The sequence below is a fragment of the Halioxenophilus aromaticivorans genome (assembly GCF_042850945.1).
In the GTDB taxonomy this organism is placed as follows: Bacteria; Pseudomonadota; Gammaproteobacteria; order Pseudomonadales; family Cellvibrionaceae; genus Halioxenophilus; species Halioxenophilus aromaticivorans.
Genome location: NZ_AP031496.1, coordinates 2505250 through 2521649, shown reverse-complemented (window position 1 = coordinate 2521649; position 16400 = coordinate 2505250). Strand labels below are relative to the sequence as shown.

The following is a 16400-nucleotide window of genomic DNA, read 5'->3' as shown; positions in this document are numbered from 1 at the left end:
TTGTACTATTCCCACCGCCCTACAGCGTTTTCGGCGGAATTATTAAATGGTCGAGCAAGCAGCCCAGTGCGTGATAGTGATACCTCAAATTCGGCGCCATCGGCCATGGGCAGATAGGTGGCGCTTCCATAGGTGGCGTCGATGCCCCAGTTTTCCAAGCTGAGCGATTGCGCCGCTCGCCAAACGTCCACCCCAAACGTGCGCTGGGGCAATTGGTATACGCTGCGTTCGGCGTTTAGCTCTTGCTCTAATGAAAAGTAACGGCCGCTGACGCGCTCCAGCCGATAACCGGGTTTGACGCCGAGAGATGCCAAAGCGTTGGGCCATTTTATAACTCTGGCATCTAATTGCCACTGGTCCCCTAGCACGGGGAAAACATGCTCGCTGGCATCGTCATTCAATACCAACGATGCTGAGAAGCGCTGCGGGCCCACTTGGGTGAACTTGATAACAGCGAGGCTCTTTTCTGCAACGATGGCTTTGTAACTCAGCATGTCCAAGCCGGCAAGGGCAAACGCTACTGCAAAAACCAAACAGGCCAACCCCAGCATGCCGCGTAGCCAGCCCCAAAACCACCCCCCACGCAACAGCACTCGCACAGCCAACAAGGCCACTCCGAGCCCGGCTACCATACAAACAGCAGTAAGAAAGGTATAGAACATGGTTATTTGGCCGACTTTATCACCGAGAGGTGTTTAACTGCGGATTGGCAACATAGTGCTCAATCAGCTGGCCAGAGATGGAAGTGGTAGGAGGTCGCTCTGGTAAATCGTGGATAGACCACCAGCGAGCATCGGCGATTTCGTCTTGATCGATACAAATTTCGCCGCTTTTGTATTGCGCGTAAAAGCCCACCATCAACTGGTAAGGAAATGGCCATGCCTGGGAGCCAAAATAGCGCAGGTTGTGCACTTGCAGCCCCACTTCCTCGTATACCTCGCGGTGCAGCGTCTGCTCTAAGCTTTCGCCAGATTCAGCAAACCCCGCGATGCAACTGTACATGTTTGCAGTGTATCGGCTGTGCTTGGCAAGTAGCACCTGATCTTGATTGTGGATGAGGGTGATAATGCACGGCTGGATACGGGGAAACCAATGTTTGCCGCAGGCATTGCACTGCAAGGCGTTTTCACCGGCGGCCATCACCGTTGTGCTGCCACAGATACCGCAGAAACGATGCTCTCTTAACCAGTGAAAATACTGCACGGCACGCGCATGGATATGGAATTCTCGCTCGTTTTGACGGATCAAAAACTCTCGTAAATCGGCCCAATGCCATGGTTGGCTCGGGTCAGCCACCAGAGAGTCGATGGCGGAATCCGGGGCGATTAAAGGTAGCAGGAATAGCCCCTCGCCACCGTCAATAACCATATTCTGAGCCAGTGTGGTAAGGGTGTGACGCTCTACGCCAATCGCTGTTAGCTGATCACCAGAATGTTGAGTGGTGTCGCCGTTTAAACACAACAGCCGGCCTTGATGAACAACAATGTAGAGCGCATTTACCAACGACATAAACCTATTGGTCTAAACCCAAAGCAGTGATACTTTCTTCGGCGATTTTAAGAATGCCATCGTCGGTATTTTTATCCGACTGCAGCGCGGTGACGTAGTATTCGAGGCTGATCACACAATCAGCGAAGGTTTCTAGCAACTGCTGCAATACGGAGGGGTGTTCTTCGGTCATTAGACCCTGATCGATAAATTGCTCGGCTTTAGCAAGCACCTCGACGCAACGATTTTTGTGCATCAACAGCATTCCACCCTTGATGGTTGCCAGGGTTTTAGTGACATTGGCGATGTGCGCACGATCGTAATTGGATTCAGCAAACGCAGACAGCGCTCGCTTAACCAGAGTGAGCCCGTTTTCAGCCTCTTGCAATACAATCAACTCGGCCTCAGCCAATTGATGGTTGGCGATATCTGACTCCGACAGGTTGTCGTCTACTGCGCGGTACCCGGCCTGTTTTTTAAACTTGGCAACTGAGTTTTCAATCTTAAGTAATGCATCAGCCACTTGAGACAGCTTGTCTCGGTCTGGTTCGCCACCGGCAGAACGTACCTCAGCGACGGTTTCTACTTGTTCTTTAAGCCGCTGACTGGACGCATTAAGGCCTATTATAGCTAAAATCTCCGATAATTTAGCCAGCAGCGCTTCCAACTCGCCTAGCTCACCGCTTGATTGGGCCTCCGCCGCCAGCTCCAGCATTCTCTTGGCTGACTCAACCTCTTCTTCAAACACAGAGATGACGGATTCGATGGTATTAATGCTGGGGCCCCCGAGTATTTCGGCCTCTTCGCGTAACTGCTGCAATGTATAACTTGGACGACTAACGCCAAACAACGCCAGCAAGGCATCAACCTCGGGTTTCTGTGAGGCCTCCACTGGGCTGATTGCGCACCAGTAGACATACTCTTTAGTAAGAGGTCTTGGCAATAAGGTACTGGCACCCTGCGGGTCGATTTTAATCATTCTACGCAAGGTTTTTTCTAAGTTTACTAAGGCTGCCTTACGGGGCTTGGTGAGTTCTGTTCGCCCCTGCTGAGCCAAACCGAGGGCGACCGATGCGGTATAGCACAGGGTTGAGATGGCCTCTCCCCGGTATAAATTGGCCAGCCGCTCCAGCGCAAAAGACATCATCTTCAACGGCGGTTTAATTGGTTTGTTCTGCAACAATGCCACCAAGCCTATCTGATACATATGTCGCAAACGGACAGCCATGTTATCGCGATCGCCGGTAAGACTATCGTTAGCGGACACTAGCCCCGAAGGAGCCATAGATTTAGGGTATTGCGGCACTGAAAAGAAATTGCTGTCTGGCAAGGGTGGCTCACCAACACTGGCACGCAACTCATTGATTTGCGGTAGCAGTAACTCGGGGTGGTCTGTTTTGGTGTTCTCTATAAACTCTAAGTACCTTGGCAGCATGTAGAAGCCGCTGGTTAGCGATTGCACCTGGGCTTCATCCACGGCATCTTCGCCGGGCGTAATGTCCTGGGTTACAGCCAATAAAGCGTTGGCTAAACACTGAGGGCCGTTCATTTGCAGCATGGCTAAGGTACCCGCCACCTGCTTGAGACCTTCAACCCCTTCTTGCAATTTGTGGCCGTCAGCGGTGTTGCTGAAAAACGCTTCTAAGTCCTTTGCAGCGACATCGACAGTGGCGAGTAACTCTTCGCGCACCAATTTAAGCGAATTGACGACATTTGTGGGAGGGGAACTGGACACTCAATGCTACCTATTTGTTGGGAACTTACTGCGCGGGAGCCGGCGGCTACCTCATCTTTTAATAATAGCCTGAGAACACTTTTTGCGGCGCACTTGCACCGCTCATTTACGCGTTGGCCATCACACTTTTAACATCCAAGCTGATAAAACCGCTTCAACATTGCCGATTCAAACAATAAGTGCGAACATGGCGCCCCAATATTGAAGTACGGCGTGCACATTATTCACCAACGGGTGACAGAACTCCAACAAATTGGCGCTGGCTTAAACACGCTGGCGCCTATGTGCGCGCTAGAGCATCGGCGGAATGAGAAAATAAATGCGCTGTTGCCACCGGCCTGGCCGAAGATATTTAGCCAACCTGGGCGCTAGCGCTGCTAAAACGCCAGCCTGCCTCCTAGGGTCAAGGGGGTACCTACCAAAATAGGACTTATGAAACTCTCATCTTTGTATAAAATCACCAGCAATAAAATTAACCACCTTTAGAAACAATTGTTTCGTTTTTGACTAAACTATCAACAATTAACTCAAACACTGTTCAAACCACGGTAAGGATTGAGGCATGGAAACAACCCTTTCTTCAGCTTTTGGGAGAAATTTTTTAGGCCAGGCGCCAACTTGGTATAAGCAAGCCATTATCGCGTTTCTCATTTTAAACCCTGTTGTTTACTACACCGCAGGGCCATTCATCGCAGGTTGGCTGCTGATTGCAGAGTTTATTTTCACCCTGGCTATGGCATTAAAATGCTACCCACTCCAACCCGGTGGTTTACTCGCCATTGAAGCCGTCATACTGGGCATGACTAGCCCGGAGTCGGTGTACCACGAGATAGAAGCCAACCTTCAAGTGATTCTGTTACTAATCTTTATGGTGGCTGGAATCTACTTCATGAAAAACCTGTTACTCTTTGTTTTTACTAAGATTTTAACGGGTGTAAAGTCCAAAATGGCGCTTTCACTGCTGTTTGTGATCTGCTCGGCCGTGTTGTCTGCGTTTCTAGATGCCCTCACTGTTACAGCGGTGCTTATCAGCGTCGTGGTGGGCTTTTACTCGGTCTACCACAAGGTGGCCTCGGGCAAACAGATCCACATCGATGCCGACCACAACCACACCGACGACAGTACAGTGGTTGAATACCACCGCAGCGATTTAGAAGCCTTCCGCGCATTCTTGCGCAGCCTTATTATGCACGGCGCCGTGGGCACGGCATTGGGTGGCGTATGTACTCTCGTGGGTGAACCGCAAAACCTTTTGATTGCTGAAAGAGCCGGCTGGGACTTCATTACCTTTGCCACCAAGATGGCCCCAGTCACTGTGCCCTGCTTTATTTTGGGCTTGGTAACCACCGTCGTGCTAGAAAAAACAGGACTCTTTGGCTACGGCGGCAAACTACCCGACGCTGTGCGTCTGGTTCTGGAAGAATTTGACGCCAGCCAAACTAAAAAGCGCACTGTGCAAGATAAAGCATCTTTGATTATCCAAGCGCTAGTGGCAATTTTCTTAGTAATCGCCCTGGCAATGCACTTGGCAGAGGTCGGTGTTATTGGCTTGACCATTATTGTTCTGGCTACGGCCTTCACCGGTATCGTTGAAGAGCATCAAATCGGCCACGCCTTTGAAGAAGCCCTGCCCTTCACCGCATTACTGGTTGTGTTTTTTGCTATCGTCGCGGTGATTCACGAGCAACACCTGTTCTCGCCTGTGATTCACGCCGTTCTGACCATGGAAAAAGACCTGCAAGCGCCCATGTTCTTCATCGCCAACGGTGTACTGTCCATGATCAGCGATAACGTGTTTGTGGCCACGGTATACATTGAAGAAGTGAAATCCGCTCTTGAGAATACCGACCCAAGCAAAATCACTATCACACGCGAGCATTTTGACCACTTGGCCATCGCCATCAACACTGGCACCAACCTGCCCAGTGTAGCCACACCAAACGGCCAGGCTGCGTTTTTATTCTTATTGACCTCTGCCCTAGCGCCACTCATTCGCCTTTCCTACGGCCGCATGGTGTTAATGGCGCTACCCTACACCATTGTTTTGTCTCTAGCCGGCGTTACCTGCGTCAGCTTGTTCCTCTAGAGTGGCTCTAACCACCACCCAGCAAAAAAGCCGGCGATTGCCGGCTTTTTTGTGCGTGTTAACTACCCGTATTTTCTAACAATGGACACCGGTAAGCGGCCTTATGTGTCGTTTATTGTTAGTGCGTCATACGTTTAACACGGTTTAAGCCGTTAAACGCCGCCTGACGGTAGGCCTCTGCCATAGTGGGATAGTTAAACGTGGTCGATACAAAGTAGTTGATGTTATTGGCCTCTCCCTGTTGTTTCATAATGGCTTGACCAATATGGATAATCTCGGACGCCTCTGCACCAAAGCAATGGATACCCAAAATCTCCAAGGTATCGACATGAAACAGTATTTTCAGCATACCCACGTCTTCACCAGAAATTTGGCCGCGAGCAACATGCTTGAAGAACGCCCGGCCAACTTCGTACGGTACTTTTTGTGAGGTCAATTCACGTTCGGTTTTACCCAAGGAGCTGATCTCTGGCAGGGTATAGATTCCGGTAGGAACGTCTTTGGCAAACACCTCAGTATCTTGCCCGCAAATCACCTTAGCAACGCCTCGCCCCTGATCAAAGGAGGCACTGGCCAAGCTCGGCCAGCCAATCACATCGCCCACAGCGTAGATGTCTTCGATTTCCGTGCGGTAATTCTCATCCACTGCTAACTGGCCGCGATGATCGGCACTTAAGCCGATGGAATCCAAGTTTAGCTGATCGGTATTACCGGTGCGGCCGTTACACCATAGGAGCGCGTCGGCTCGCAACCGTTTTCCGGATTTGAGGGTAATGGTGACACCACTGGCATCCGCTTTAACCGATTCATACTCCTCGTTATGGCGGACCATAACACCGCCCTCTCGCAGGTGATAACTGAGCGCGTCGGAGATTTCGTCATCCAGGAACGACAGCAGTCGCTCTCGGCTGTTGAGCAGGTCAACCTTAATTCCCAGACCCGCAAAAATAGAGGCGTATTCACAGCCAATAACACCGGCACCGTAAATAATTAAACTCAACGGGGTGTGTGCCATTTCCAAGATTGTATCGCTGTCGTACACACGGGGATGGTTAAAATCGACATCCGCCGGGCGATAGGGGCGCGAGCCGGTGGCGATAACCACCGTGCGCGCAGTCATGGTTTCTTTGGCGCCGTCTGCCATGGTGACTTCAACAGTGTTTTGGTCCTTAAAGTAAGCCTCACCGACATACAACTGAATTCGATTACGGTTAAGGTTAGCGCTGTGCATTTCCACTTGCTTGGGAATCACGCGCGAGGCGGCTTCCAACACTTGAGGAAACGTGAGGCGCCGATGGTCACCTACCACCCGAAACAGGGCTTCGTTTTTAAATCGAATAATCTGCTTAACGACATGACGCAAGGATTTTGATGGGATGGTGCCTTTGTGTGCGCAATTTCCGCCGACCTGGGGCCGCGTTTCAATCAGCGCCGTGCGCATACCGTTTTTGGCACAAGATATTGCCGCCGATTCGCCCGAAGGCCCAGAGCCGATCACTACCACATCAAAATTAAATTCACTCATATCCTAGACTCGTCCTTCTTCTGTTTTCACAAGCCCCAGCCAAACACGCTGATTCGCTAGGATGCGAAATTATCGTCCACGGACTGTGCCGATGGGCCTAGCGTTAGCTTAGCAAAAATGTCGCCAATTCGCCTGCTGGGAAAAACCGTGCAATGCACTTGAAGTGCAAAATTAGGCGCAATTATGCCTAGAGCCGGATGAAGATGGGATGAATTATGCGAAAAAGATGGGAGATATAGCGATAACTTTTAGGCACACCGGCACAAGGAGTAAAAGCCATCGCTATCTTAATTCGGAAAATCGGTGACCCGGGTAAGCTTATTGCAACAACCGCCCTGGTTCACAATGGTAAATGGCGATAAAAACGAGTCAATTATGGCGCCTGTATGAGTCGTTATTCCCCCAAAAACCAATCAGACCCTCACTTCGATAATTCCAGAAACAGAGGTAGTAAATACCAGAAACAGAGGTGGCAAACTTCTATGGTTACCACGTATGCGTATGCGCAGTGACTACCGAACCAGATTGAACCAACCGCACGGCCACTACGACACGTACACTAACGATCATTGGGAGTCTTGTTGGTGGCGTCGTAACTTAAATTTTGTGCCTGGGGCTTTTGTGTCTGTGCGAGCTCTTGTTGTCTTTCTTCGCATTTACTTTCGTCATTACCGCAAAAATCGCACACGTAATCTGGATCATCTAGGGCGGCACCAATACCACCACAAGAACCACTGATTGGCTTTCGGCCAAGAATAACGCCAATGGACATGGCGCCAACCACCAGTAATAAAACACATAAGGTTACTAAAAAAGTCACTGTTAAGACCTCACACTAGTGTAAATAAACTTCAAACGCCGGCGAATGTTGTTCTACGAAACCTTCGCCGTCGTGAATAATAAAAAAACAAGCCAGCTGATTACGTCGACACACTTCCATAGCATCGGTTTCACCCATCACAGACAGCCCGGTTGCCAGAGCATCGGCCAGCGCGCTGCTGGCCTCAATTACCGTCACAGAGGCCAGATTATGAGTGATTGGCCGACCTGTACGTGGGTCTAGGGTGTGGGAGTATCTTATCCCATCGCGCACAAAAAAGTTTCTGTAATCGCCGGAAGTAGCCATACCAGCATCAGTAATGGACACCGCTTGGGCGGGATCGGTCGGGGTAAGCGATGGCATTTCTATACCGATTCGCCAAGGTTCAGCCCGACGATTTTGCCCGCTAACACGAATTTCACCGCCGACCTCTACCAAAAAATCCACCACATTCTGCGCCAATAGATACTCTGCCAGTTCATCCACAGCATAGCCCTTTGCAACGGAAGACAAATCGACACTGATCGCTTTAGCTTTGCTCACCTCATGGCTATCTTCGCCAAGTGAAAGGCTATCAAAGCCCACTTTAGCCAGCGCCTGGGTTAACGCTTCGGTCTCAGGCACCTGTCGCTGTTGGCTGAAATCAACCCCAGGACCAAAGCCCCACAGGTTAACTACCGGCCCTACAGTGACATCGTAAGCCCCGGAAGTCAGTGCGAACACCTGTGCGCTGATGGCCAACAATTCGTACAGCTCATTCGACACATCGATAGGCCGGCCAATTGGCGCAGCATTAAACAGCATCAACTCTGAGTCGTCGATGTAGGTGCTGGCCACTTGGTTGATGTGCTCCAGTATGGCATCGATGCCGGCCTGTAGTCGCTCCAATTCCTGCTGAGAGCGCTGCCCGACCAGAGTAATATTGTAACTGGTCCCCATAGTTGGGCCGGAAATAACCACCGCCTCTCGACGCTGCTCGCAACCCAACACCAACAGCAAACAAAACAGGGCCCATAAGGGCCCTGTTTTAGTGCAGAAGTTTTTGGCCTTAACCACCGAAGTCGTCAAGTAGGATGTTCTCATCCTCTACTCCCAAATCCTTAAGCATTTTGATAACGGCGGCATTCATTACCGGAGGCCCACACATGTAGTACTCACAGTCTTCAGGTGCCGGGTGGTCTTTCAGGTATTTATCGTACAAAACGTTATGGATAAACCCGGTCAAACCTTCCCAGTTATCTTCTGGCTGTGGATCCGACAATGCAATATGCCAATCGAAGTTTTCGTTTTCTTCGGCTAGCAAATCGTATTCATCCTGATAGAACAGCTCTCGTAGAGAACGTGCACCGTACCAGAAGGAGATCTTGCGGTCTGAATTCAAGCGGCGCAACTGATCAAAAATGTGCGAACGCATGGGCGCCATACCTGCACCACCACCGATGAATACCATCTCTGCATCGGTTTCCTTGGCGAAGAACTCACCAAATGGCCCGAACACAGTGATCTTGTCACCCGCTTTAAGGTTAAACACGTAAGAAGACATCTGGCCGGGCGGGATGCCCTGAGAGCCAGGAGGTGGCGTCGCAATACGAATATTGAACTTAACCACACCTTTTTCTTCTGGGTAGTTGGCCATGGAGTAAGCGCGAATGATCGGCTCGTCCACTTTAGATTCCAAATTAAAGAAGCCAAACCGCTCCCAGTCACCGCGGTACTCTTCTTCGATGTCGAAGTTTTTGTAGTACACATGGTGTGCTGGTGCTTCCAGCTGTACGTATCCGCCAGCGCGGAAATCTACATTTTCACCTTCCGGCAAGCGCAAAGTTAGCTCTTTAATAAACGTGGCCATGTTGGGGTTAGATTCGACCGTACATTCCCACTGCTTAACACCGAATACGTCTTCTTCAACATGGATCTCCATGTCTTGCTTAACCGGCACCTGGCAAGACAAACGCCAACCTTCGCGCGCTTCGCGTTTGTTGAAGTGAGACTCTTCAGTGGGCAGCATAGAGCCACCGCCACTGTTGATCACACACTTACACTGAGCGCAGCTACCACCGCCACCACAGGCAGAGGGCAAAAACATACCGCTATCAGCAAGCGTGCTAAGCAACTTGCCACCGGCTGGCACCGTTAGAGTCTTTTCACCATTAACTACGATTTGCACATCACCACTGCTAACAAGCTGCGAGCGTGCCATTAAGATGATTACCACCAACACCAGTACGATGGCGGTAAACATGATTACACCTAATGCTATTTCCATGTTTTAACCACCTTTATAGATCGATACCGCCGAAGGACATGAAGCCAAGAGACATCAAACCAACGGTAATGAAAGTAATACCCAAGCCCTGTAAACCGGCAGGTACGTCACTGTATTTCAGTTTTTCACGGATACCCGCCAAAACCGCAATGGCCAAAGCCCAACCAATACCAGCACCGATACCAAACACGCAGCTCTCGGCAAAGTTGTAGTCACGCTCAACCATGAACAATGAAGCACCCATGATGGCACAGTTCACAGTAATCAGAGGCAAGAACACGCCCAATGCGTTGTACAGCGCTGGTACAAATTTATCCAAGAACATTTCAAGGATTTGTACCAAAGCCGCGATCACACCAATGTAGCTGATCAAGCCAAGGAAGCTTAAGTCCACCTGCGGTAAACCAGCCCATGCCAAAGCACCATCGGCCAATAGGTAGTTATACAGCAGATTGTTGATTGGTACGGTAATGCCCAAAACAACGACCACCGCAATACCCAAACCGATGGCAGCTTCTACCTTCTTGGACACAGCCAAGAAGGTACACATACCCAAGAAGAAGGTCAGAGCCATGTTGTCGATGAAGATCGACCGAACAAATAAACTGAGGTAATACTCCATGATTTAGACCTCCTTCGGCTTGGTGTTGGACGTGATGCGGAACTCAGGCTCTTCGATCTGAGCAGGTTTCCAAGTTCGCAGGCCCCAGATGATCAACCCGATCAAGAAGAACGCGCTTGGTGGCAACAGCATCATGCCGTTTGAAACATACCAACCGCCTTCAGTGGTGAGTGGTAGAATTTCGAAGCCCAACAGCTTACCAGAGCCAAACAGCTCGCGGATCACAGCTAAAACAACCAGTAACGCGCTGTAACCCAAGCCATTACCTACACCATCCAAGAAACTGGGGATGGGTGGGTTTTTCATAGCAAAAGCTTCAGCACGACCCATAACGATACAGTTGGTAATAATCAAACCAACGAATACCGAAAGCTGCTTGCTGATATCATAAGCCACAGCTTTAAGAATCTGATCTACCACGATTACCAATGAGGCAATAATGGTCATTTGAACAATGATTCGAATGCTGCTAGGAATAAAGTTACGCACCAGGGCAACGAAAAAGTTGGAAAACGCGGTTACCGCCGTAAGGGCAATACACATCACCAAAGTCACTTTTAGGCTGCTGGTTACCGCCAAAGCAGAGCAGATACCTAAAATCTGCAAAGCAATGGGGTTGTTCTCAAATACCGGTTTAAAGAGTAACTCTTTGGATTTCATTAGGCGTCTCCCTCTTTCAGGTTAGACAAGTAAGACTTGAAGCCCTCTTCGCCCAGCCAAAACTGCACCAAATTATTAACGCCCTTACTGGTCAAGGTCGCCCCCGAGAGGCCGTCGACAGCATAATCGTCATTAGGTGAAGCCTGACCCTTAATGACTTTGATGGAAACGTCGCCCTGGTCATCGTAAATTTCTTTACCAATCCATATTTGTTTCCAGCGAGGGTTGTCCACCTCACCACCTAGCCCTGGGGTTTCACCGTGCTCATAAAAGCCGATACCAGCGATGGTGTTAAGGTCTGACTCCAAAGCGATAAAGCCGTACAGCGTGGACCACAAACCATAGCCGCGGATAGGCAGAATGATTTTGTCCAAGTCACCGACATCGTTGTTGATCAGATACACCGCAGACGTATTTTCACGACGCGAGATCTTAGCCAGATCTTCACTGTCGCTCAGCTCTTCTGAGGTGGCTGGATCTTTGGCGGCCTGACGTTGATCAAATTGCTTGGGATCACCATCGGTGTACTTGCCAGAATCCAGGTCCACCAGCTTGGTGGTTACCGATTCAAACTGCTCTTCAACGGTTTTATCAGCCTGCAACAAACCGGCGGCGGCCAGAATACTGCCCTGAAAGTCTTTTTGTTTGTTTGCTTGCTGCGCTGGCTTGAGCATTACTGCCGCAGTAGACACAATTACAGAACAAACAATACACAGCACTACGGCGACAACAATCGTGCCTACTGTTGAGTCTTTACTAGCCACGTGCCAACCTCCTTTTGATATTGGCCTGAACCACAAAGTGGTCGATTAACGGCGCAAACAGATTAGCGAACAAGATGGCCAGCATAATGCCCTCTGGGAATGCTGGATTCACCACGCGAATGATGACGGTCATTAAGCCCACCAAAATACCGAACAACCACTTGCCGGTGTTGGTCATGGAAGAAGACACTGGGTCGGTAGCCATAAAGATCATACCGAAAGCGAAGCCCCCAATAACCAAGTGCCAGTACCATGGCATGGCAAACATCGGGTTGCTGTCAGAACCAACAAAGTTAAGTAGCGTGGAAGTTGCAATCATGCCCAGCATTACACCGGCAACAATGCGCCAGGAGGCGATCTTCATAATCAGCAGAATGGCTCCGCCTATTAGAATCGCTAATGTGGACACCTCACCGATGGAGCCTTGCATATGGCCAATGAAGGCATCGGTCCAAGACATGCTCAAAGAGGATTGCAATGCAGCGATACCGTCTGAAGCGGCAACTGACAGCGCGGTAGCACCAGTATAGCCATCTACCGCGGTCCATACGGAATCACCAGACATAAACGCCGGATAAGCGAAATACAAGAATGCACGGCCAGTCAGCGCAGGGTTCAGGAAGTTTTTACCTGTACCACCGAAGACTTCTTTACCAATAACCACACCGAAGGAAATACCCAATGCGGCAAGCCACAACGGTAGAGTCGGTGGTGCGATCAGCGCAAAAAGAATAGAAGTAACAAAGAAACCTTCGTTAACTTCGTGGCCACGCTTCATGGCAAACAGCACTTCCCAGAAACCACCCACCACAAAGGTGACAGCGTATATAGGAAGGAAGTAAAGAGCACCGTGCCATATACAATTGACGACGCTACTAGGGTCAAAACCGGAAATGAACAGGTCACGCCAGTTACCTATTTCGGTTAAACCCATGGCGACCATTTGGGTATTGGCCTGCCAACCAACGTTGTACATACCGAAGAACATGGCCGGAAAGGTACACATCCAAACGGTAATCATCATGCGTTTCAGGTCGATACCATCACGCACATGGGCACTGGTTTTGGTGACGGAGCCCGGACGATAGAAGACGGTGTCCACAGCTTCGTAAAGCGCGTACCAACCTTCATATTTACCGCCTTTGTGAAAGAGCGGCTCCATTTTATCGAGAGTTTTACGTAGTGACATCGATTAGCCCTCCTTCTCAATGCGAGTTAGGTTGTCACGCAAGATGGGGCCGTATTCGTACTTACCCGGGCACACAAAGGTACACAGTGAAAGATCTTCCTCATCCAACTCTAGACAGCCCAATTTTTGAGCGGTGTCAGTATCACCGACGATCAGAGCGCGAAGCAATTGTGTGGGTAAAATATCGAAAGGCATAACACGCTCATAGTTGCCTACCGGCACCATGGCGCGCTCACTACCCATGGTAGTGGTGCTGAAATCGAATTTTTTACCACCGAACAACTTAGACACGTAGATGCCCATGGTAGAAAAGTAGTTAAAGCCCGGGCGCAAGTAGTGCACCATAGGACGATCTCTGCCCTCTTCCAATACGCTGATTTGATTGTGGTAGCGACCAAGAAAAGCAAATGGCCCCTTGGCGGTCCTGCCACCGAACACAGAACCTGAAACGATACGGTTGTCACCAGCTTTCAGCTCACCTGCGGTGAGTTCTTCCAGGCAGGCACCCATGCGGGTTTTGATTAAGCGTGGACGCTCTACCTGTGGACCACCTAGGGCGACTACGCGATCGGTGAAGATTTTACCCGTGGTAAACAACTTGCCGAATGCAATAACGTCCTGATAACCCACTGTCCACACAGTCTTGGAAGCGGATACTGGATCGAGATAATGAATGTGCGTACCAGCGTTACCAGCGGGGTGAATACCACCAAACTCTTTAGCGGTGACTTGACCACCGGCGGTTGGGATATCGGCGCCTGGCGCTTGACACACATACACCACGCCATCAGTCAAAGCAGACAGAACTTTCAAACCATCAATAAAGGCTTCTTTTTGCTCTGCAATCACTACAGCGGGATCGGCTGCCAGGGGATTGGTGTCAATGGCGCTTACAAAGATCGAGTTGGGCGTAGAATCTAAGGCGGGTACTCGGCTGTATGGGCGAGTACGCAAAGCAGCCCACTGGCCAGACTTAGCTAAATTAGCTTGGACTTTATCGCGGCTAATTGACGCCAGCTCTGCGGATGAGTAGCTGTCAAATTCAATGAAGTCGTCGCCTTCAATGTCGATTACGACGGATTGGAGTACCCTTTTGGCGCCGCGGTTTACCGCGGATACAGTGCCAGAAGCTGGCGCTGTAAAAACAACCCCCTCGGTTTTTTTGTCGCTAAACAACTCTTGACCGAGTTTTACTTTGTCACCGACTTGGACTGCCATAGTTGGCTTCATGCCATGGTAATCCGGGCCTACTACAGCCACAGATTTAACCTGGGCTTTGGCATCGATGACTTGTTGGGGTGCCCCTGATATGGGTAGGTCCAATCCCTTACGGATTTTTATCATACACCTTGCCTAATCACTAGTTGGACTGGTCTGACGGCCACTAACACAACGCGTTGATTTGCTATCTGAATTAGTCCGCCAAACGCGGTTTAGGATTGCTATTGTCTGACTTCTGTTTGATTTACCTGCCCGAGCGGGCAGCAGATTTGAACAATAGCCTATTCGCTGAACTCTAGTGTAGAACAAGAGTCAGCAATCAGCTCACAGTAAAACTCTAACCGCAAGTGGTTATAGCGTTACCAGCTGGTGTGGTTAATTGAACACTCGACAGCCAGCGGTAAGGCTGCTGCCACCAAAAAATCCGCGCAATTATATGTGTGAACGTTAATGGATACCAGTCCAGTTACCGTTTTTTTACTTCAATATAGGTAAAAAAACCTGCAATCTCAATCATTTAGCAACTTTGGGCAGAATGCCCGATCAGATTATCAGATACAAAAAAGGCCGCGTAAATGCGGCCTTGGTAGGACTACTCGGTTTCCACTATCGATAGTAGTTTTCCGGGTAGGTTTTTTGGTCAACGCCAGCGATCTTCTCCAAACAGCGCATAACTTGGCAGCTATAGCCAAACTCATTGTCATACCACAGGTATAAAATCGCCGTTTTGCCCTCAGCGATTGTCGCCTTGGAATCAAAAACACAGGCGTGGCGAGAGCCAACGATGTCCGTGGATACCATTTCTGGTGAGTTGGTAAAGTCGATCTGCTGAGACAATGGAGAATGCAACGCCACTTGGCGCAGATATTCATTCATTTCTTCAACCGACGTCTCTGCGTTTAACTGCAGATTCAAGATCGCCATGGAAACGTTGGGTGTCGGTACCCTAATCGCGTTACCGGTCAGCTTACCTTTAAGCTCTGGCAATGCCTTAGCCACCGCTTTTGCAGCGCCGGTTTCGGTAATGACCATGTTTAAAGAAGCCGCTCGGCCGCGACGATCGCCGGTATGGTAGTTATCGATCAGGTTTTGATCGTTGGTGTAGGAGTGAACCGTTTCAACGTGGCCCTGAGAGATACCATATTTTTCCAGCACCGCTTTCAACACCGGCACAATGGCGTTGGTGGTACACGAAGCAGCGGAAACGATTTGGTCTTCTGGCTTGATGTCTTCGTGGTTGATACCGTAAACGATGTTTTTAAGATCGCCTTTACCTGGCGCGGTCAGTAGAACCTTGGCCACACCCTTCGCTTTTAGGTGCTTGCCTAGGCCGGCTTCATCACGCCACACACCCGTGTTATCCACTACTAAGGCGTTATTGATGCCGTATTCGGTGTAATCGATCTCGGATGGGTCATTCGCATAGATAATGCGTACCTCACTACCGTTGATCACCAAAGTGTTGGTGTCTTCATCGACGCGAATGGTGCCTTTAAAAGAACCGTGAACCGAGTCCCGACGTAGCAAGCTAGCACGTTTAACCAAGTCATTGGCCGCCTTACCTTTACGCACCACAATGCCGCGCAAGCGCAGGGCTTCACCGCTTCCGGTTTTTTCTACCAGCAGACGCGCTACCAAGCGGCCTATGCGGCCAAAGCCGTAAAGGACAACATCCTGCGGCTCACTTAAAGGGGCCTCGCCACCGATGAGGTCTTTCAGTTCGCTGGCAACGAAATCATTGATGTTGATGTCTCTGCCGGCATTCATAGCAGCTACGGTTAACTTACCGAGATCAATGCGCGAAGAACTTAGGTTCAGCTTTGCTAACGCTTCGAGCACAGGATGGGATTCGAACTCAGACAGCTCGTTGCCTTCAACCTGGCGCACAAAGCGATGCGCTTTCATGACGTCGATAACAGAACGGTTAATCAGCGGTTTGCCGTACATGCTGATAACCACGTTTTTTTCCCGGTACAACGCGCCAACCAGTGGAATCATAGACTCCGCCAGTGCCTCGCGCTGCT

Annotated in this window: 14 protein-coding genes; 1 reads left to right on the top strand and 13 read right to left on the bottom strand. The window is 50.0% G+C overall.

Annotated elements, in window-relative coordinates; translation table 11 throughout:
- Positions 1–5: 5 nt before the first annotated feature.
- Genes ACGHM3_RS11005 through ACGHM3_RS10995 form a run of 3 tightly spaced genes read right to left on the bottom strand, consistent with a single transcriptional unit; the run spans position 6 to position 3223 of the window.
- On the bottom strand, positions 6–662 hold the full coding sequence (locus ACGHM3_RS11005; protein ID WP_345416501.1) for a hypothetical protein: 657 nt from the start codon (positions 660–662) through the stop codon (positions 6–8).
- Positions 663–681: 19 nt separating this feature from the next.
- Positions 682–1509 (bottom strand): NAD(+) diphosphatase, encoded by an 828-nt coding sequence (gene nudC / locus ACGHM3_RS11000; protein WP_345416504.1) that lies wholly within the window; start codon positions 1507–1509, stop codon positions 682–684.
- 4 nt (positions 1510–1513) lie between these two features.
- Complete coding sequence (locus ACGHM3_RS10995; protein ID WP_345416507.1) at positions 1514–3223, bottom strand: hypothetical protein; 1710 nt, start codon at positions 3221–3223, stop codon at positions 1514–1516.
- Positions 3224–3785: 562 nt separating this feature from the next.
- Between ACGHM3_RS10995 and nhaB the strand changes: the two genes are divergently transcribed.
- Entirely contained in the window at positions 3786–5309 is a 1524-nt protein-coding gene (gene nhaB, locus ACGHM3_RS10990; protein WP_390518097.1) for a sodium/proton antiporter NhaB, read from the top strand.
- Positions 5310–5427: 118 nt separating this feature from the next.
- Here the strand turns inward: nhaB and sthA are convergent, their stop codons facing one another.
- From sthA to ACGHM3_RS10940, 10 genes are all read right to left on the bottom strand, one after another.
- Positions 5428–6834 (bottom strand): Si-specific NAD(P)(+) transhydrogenase, encoded by a 1407-nt coding sequence (gene sthA / locus ACGHM3_RS10985; RefSeq protein ID WP_345416510.1) that lies wholly within the window; start codon positions 6832–6834, stop codon positions 5428–5430.
- Between the two features lie 559 nt (positions 6835–7393).
- Positions 7394–7654, bottom strand: a complete 261-nt coding sequence (nqrM, locus tag ACGHM3_RS10980; RefSeq protein WP_345416513.1) for a (Na+)-NQR maturation NqrM — start codon at positions 7652–7654, stop codon at positions 7394–7396.
- Between the two features lie 15 nt (positions 7655–7669).
- Positions 7670–8737 carry an FAD:protein FMN transferase gene (locus tag ACGHM3_RS10975; RefSeq protein ID WP_345416516.1) on the bottom strand — a complete coding sequence of 356 codons (1068 nt, stop codon included), beginning with the start codon at positions 8735–8737 and terminating at the stop codon, positions 7670–7672.
- On the bottom strand, positions 8703–9920 hold the full coding sequence (gene nqrF / locus ACGHM3_RS10970) for an NADH:ubiquinone reductase (Na(+)-transporting) subunit F (RefSeq protein WP_345416519.1): 1218 nt from the start codon (positions 9918–9920) through the stop codon (positions 8703–8705). The genes ACGHM3_RS10975 and nqrF overlap by 35 nt, the downstream gene beginning before the upstream one ends.
- Positions 9921–9933: 13 nt before the next feature.
- The gene (nqrE, locus tag ACGHM3_RS10965) at positions 9934–10542 is read right to left on the bottom strand and encodes an NADH:ubiquinone reductase (Na(+)-transporting) subunit E (protein ID WP_345416523.1); all 609 of its coding nucleotides are present in this window, start codon (positions 10540–10542) and stop codon (positions 9934–9936) included.
- A gap of 3 nt (positions 10543–10545) precedes the next feature.
- Positions 10546–11202, bottom strand: a complete 657-nt coding sequence (locus ACGHM3_RS10960; protein WP_345416526.1) for an NADH:ubiquinone reductase (Na(+)-transporting) subunit D — start codon at positions 11200–11202, stop codon at positions 10546–10548.
- On the bottom strand, positions 11202–11966 hold the full coding sequence (locus ACGHM3_RS10955) for a Na(+)-translocating NADH-quinone reductase subunit C (protein ID WP_345416529.1): 765 nt from the start codon (positions 11964–11966) through the stop codon (positions 11202–11204). Before ACGHM3_RS10955 ends, ACGHM3_RS10960 begins: the two co-directional genes overlap by 1 nt.
- Positions 11959–13155 (bottom strand): NADH:ubiquinone reductase (Na(+)-transporting) subunit B, encoded by a 1197-nt coding sequence (locus ACGHM3_RS10950; RefSeq protein WP_345416532.1) that lies wholly within the window; start codon positions 13153–13155, stop codon positions 11959–11961. The genes ACGHM3_RS10955 and ACGHM3_RS10950 overlap by 8 nt, the downstream gene beginning before the upstream one ends.
- Before the next feature lie 3 nt (positions 13156–13158).
- Positions 13159–14499, bottom strand: coding sequence for a Na(+)-translocating NADH-quinone reductase subunit A (locus ACGHM3_RS10945; protein ID WP_345416535.1), 1341 nt, complete (start codon positions 14497–14499; stop codon positions 13159–13161).
- A 483-nt stretch (positions 14500–14982) separates the two neighbouring features.
- The gene (locus ACGHM3_RS10940; RefSeq protein WP_390518245.1) at positions 14983–16374 is read right to left on the bottom strand and encodes a glyceraldehyde-3-phosphate dehydrogenase; all 1392 of its coding nucleotides are present in this window, start codon (positions 16372–16374) and stop codon (positions 14983–14985) included.
- Positions 16375–16400: the final 26 nt, after the last annotated feature.

Excerpts from the sequence above, each read along its gene's own strand:
- sthA (WP_345416510.1), bottom strand. The coding sequence starts at position 6,834 with ATGAGTGAATTTAATTTTGATGTGGTAGTGATCGGCTCTGGGCCTTCG.
- nudC (WP_345416504.1), bottom strand. The coding sequence starts at position 1,509 with ATGTCGTTGGTAAATGCGCTCTACATTGTTGTTCATCAAGGCCGGCTG.
- ACGHM3_RS10945 (WP_345416535.1), bottom strand. The coding sequence starts at position 14,499 with ATGATAAAAATCCGTAAGGGATTGGACCTACCCATATCAGGGGCACCC.
- ACGHM3_RS10950 (WP_345416532.1), bottom strand. The coding sequence starts at position 13,155 with ATGTCACTACGTAAAACTCTCGATAAAATGGAGCCGCTCTTTCACAAA.
- ACGHM3_RS10960 (WP_345416526.1), bottom strand. The coding sequence starts at position 11,202 with ATGAAATCCAAAGAGTTACTCTTTAAACCGGTATTTGAGAACAACCCC.
- nqrE (WP_345416523.1), bottom strand. The coding sequence starts at position 10,542 with ATGGAGTATTACCTCAGTTTATTTGTTCGGTCGATCTTCATCGACAAC.
- nhaB (WP_390518097.1), top strand. The coding sequence starts at position 3,786 with ATGGAAACAACCCTTTCTTCAGCTTTTGGGAGAAATTTTTTAGGCCAG.
- nqrF (WP_345416519.1), bottom strand. The coding sequence starts at position 9,920 with ATGGAAATAGCATTAGGTGTAATCATGTTTACCGCCATCGTACTGGTG.
- ACGHM3_RS10975 (WP_345416516.1), bottom strand. The coding sequence starts at position 8,737 with ATGAGAACATCCTACTTGACGACTTCGGTGGTTAAGGCCAAAAACTTC.
- ACGHM3_RS10940 (WP_390518245.1), bottom strand. The coding sequence starts at position 16,374 with ATGATTCCACTGGTTGGCGCGTTGTACCGGGAAAAAAACGTGGTTATC.
- ACGHM3_RS11005 (WP_345416501.1), bottom strand. The coding sequence starts at position 662 with ATGTTCTATACCTTTCTTACTGCTGTTTGTATGGTAGCCGGGCTCGGA.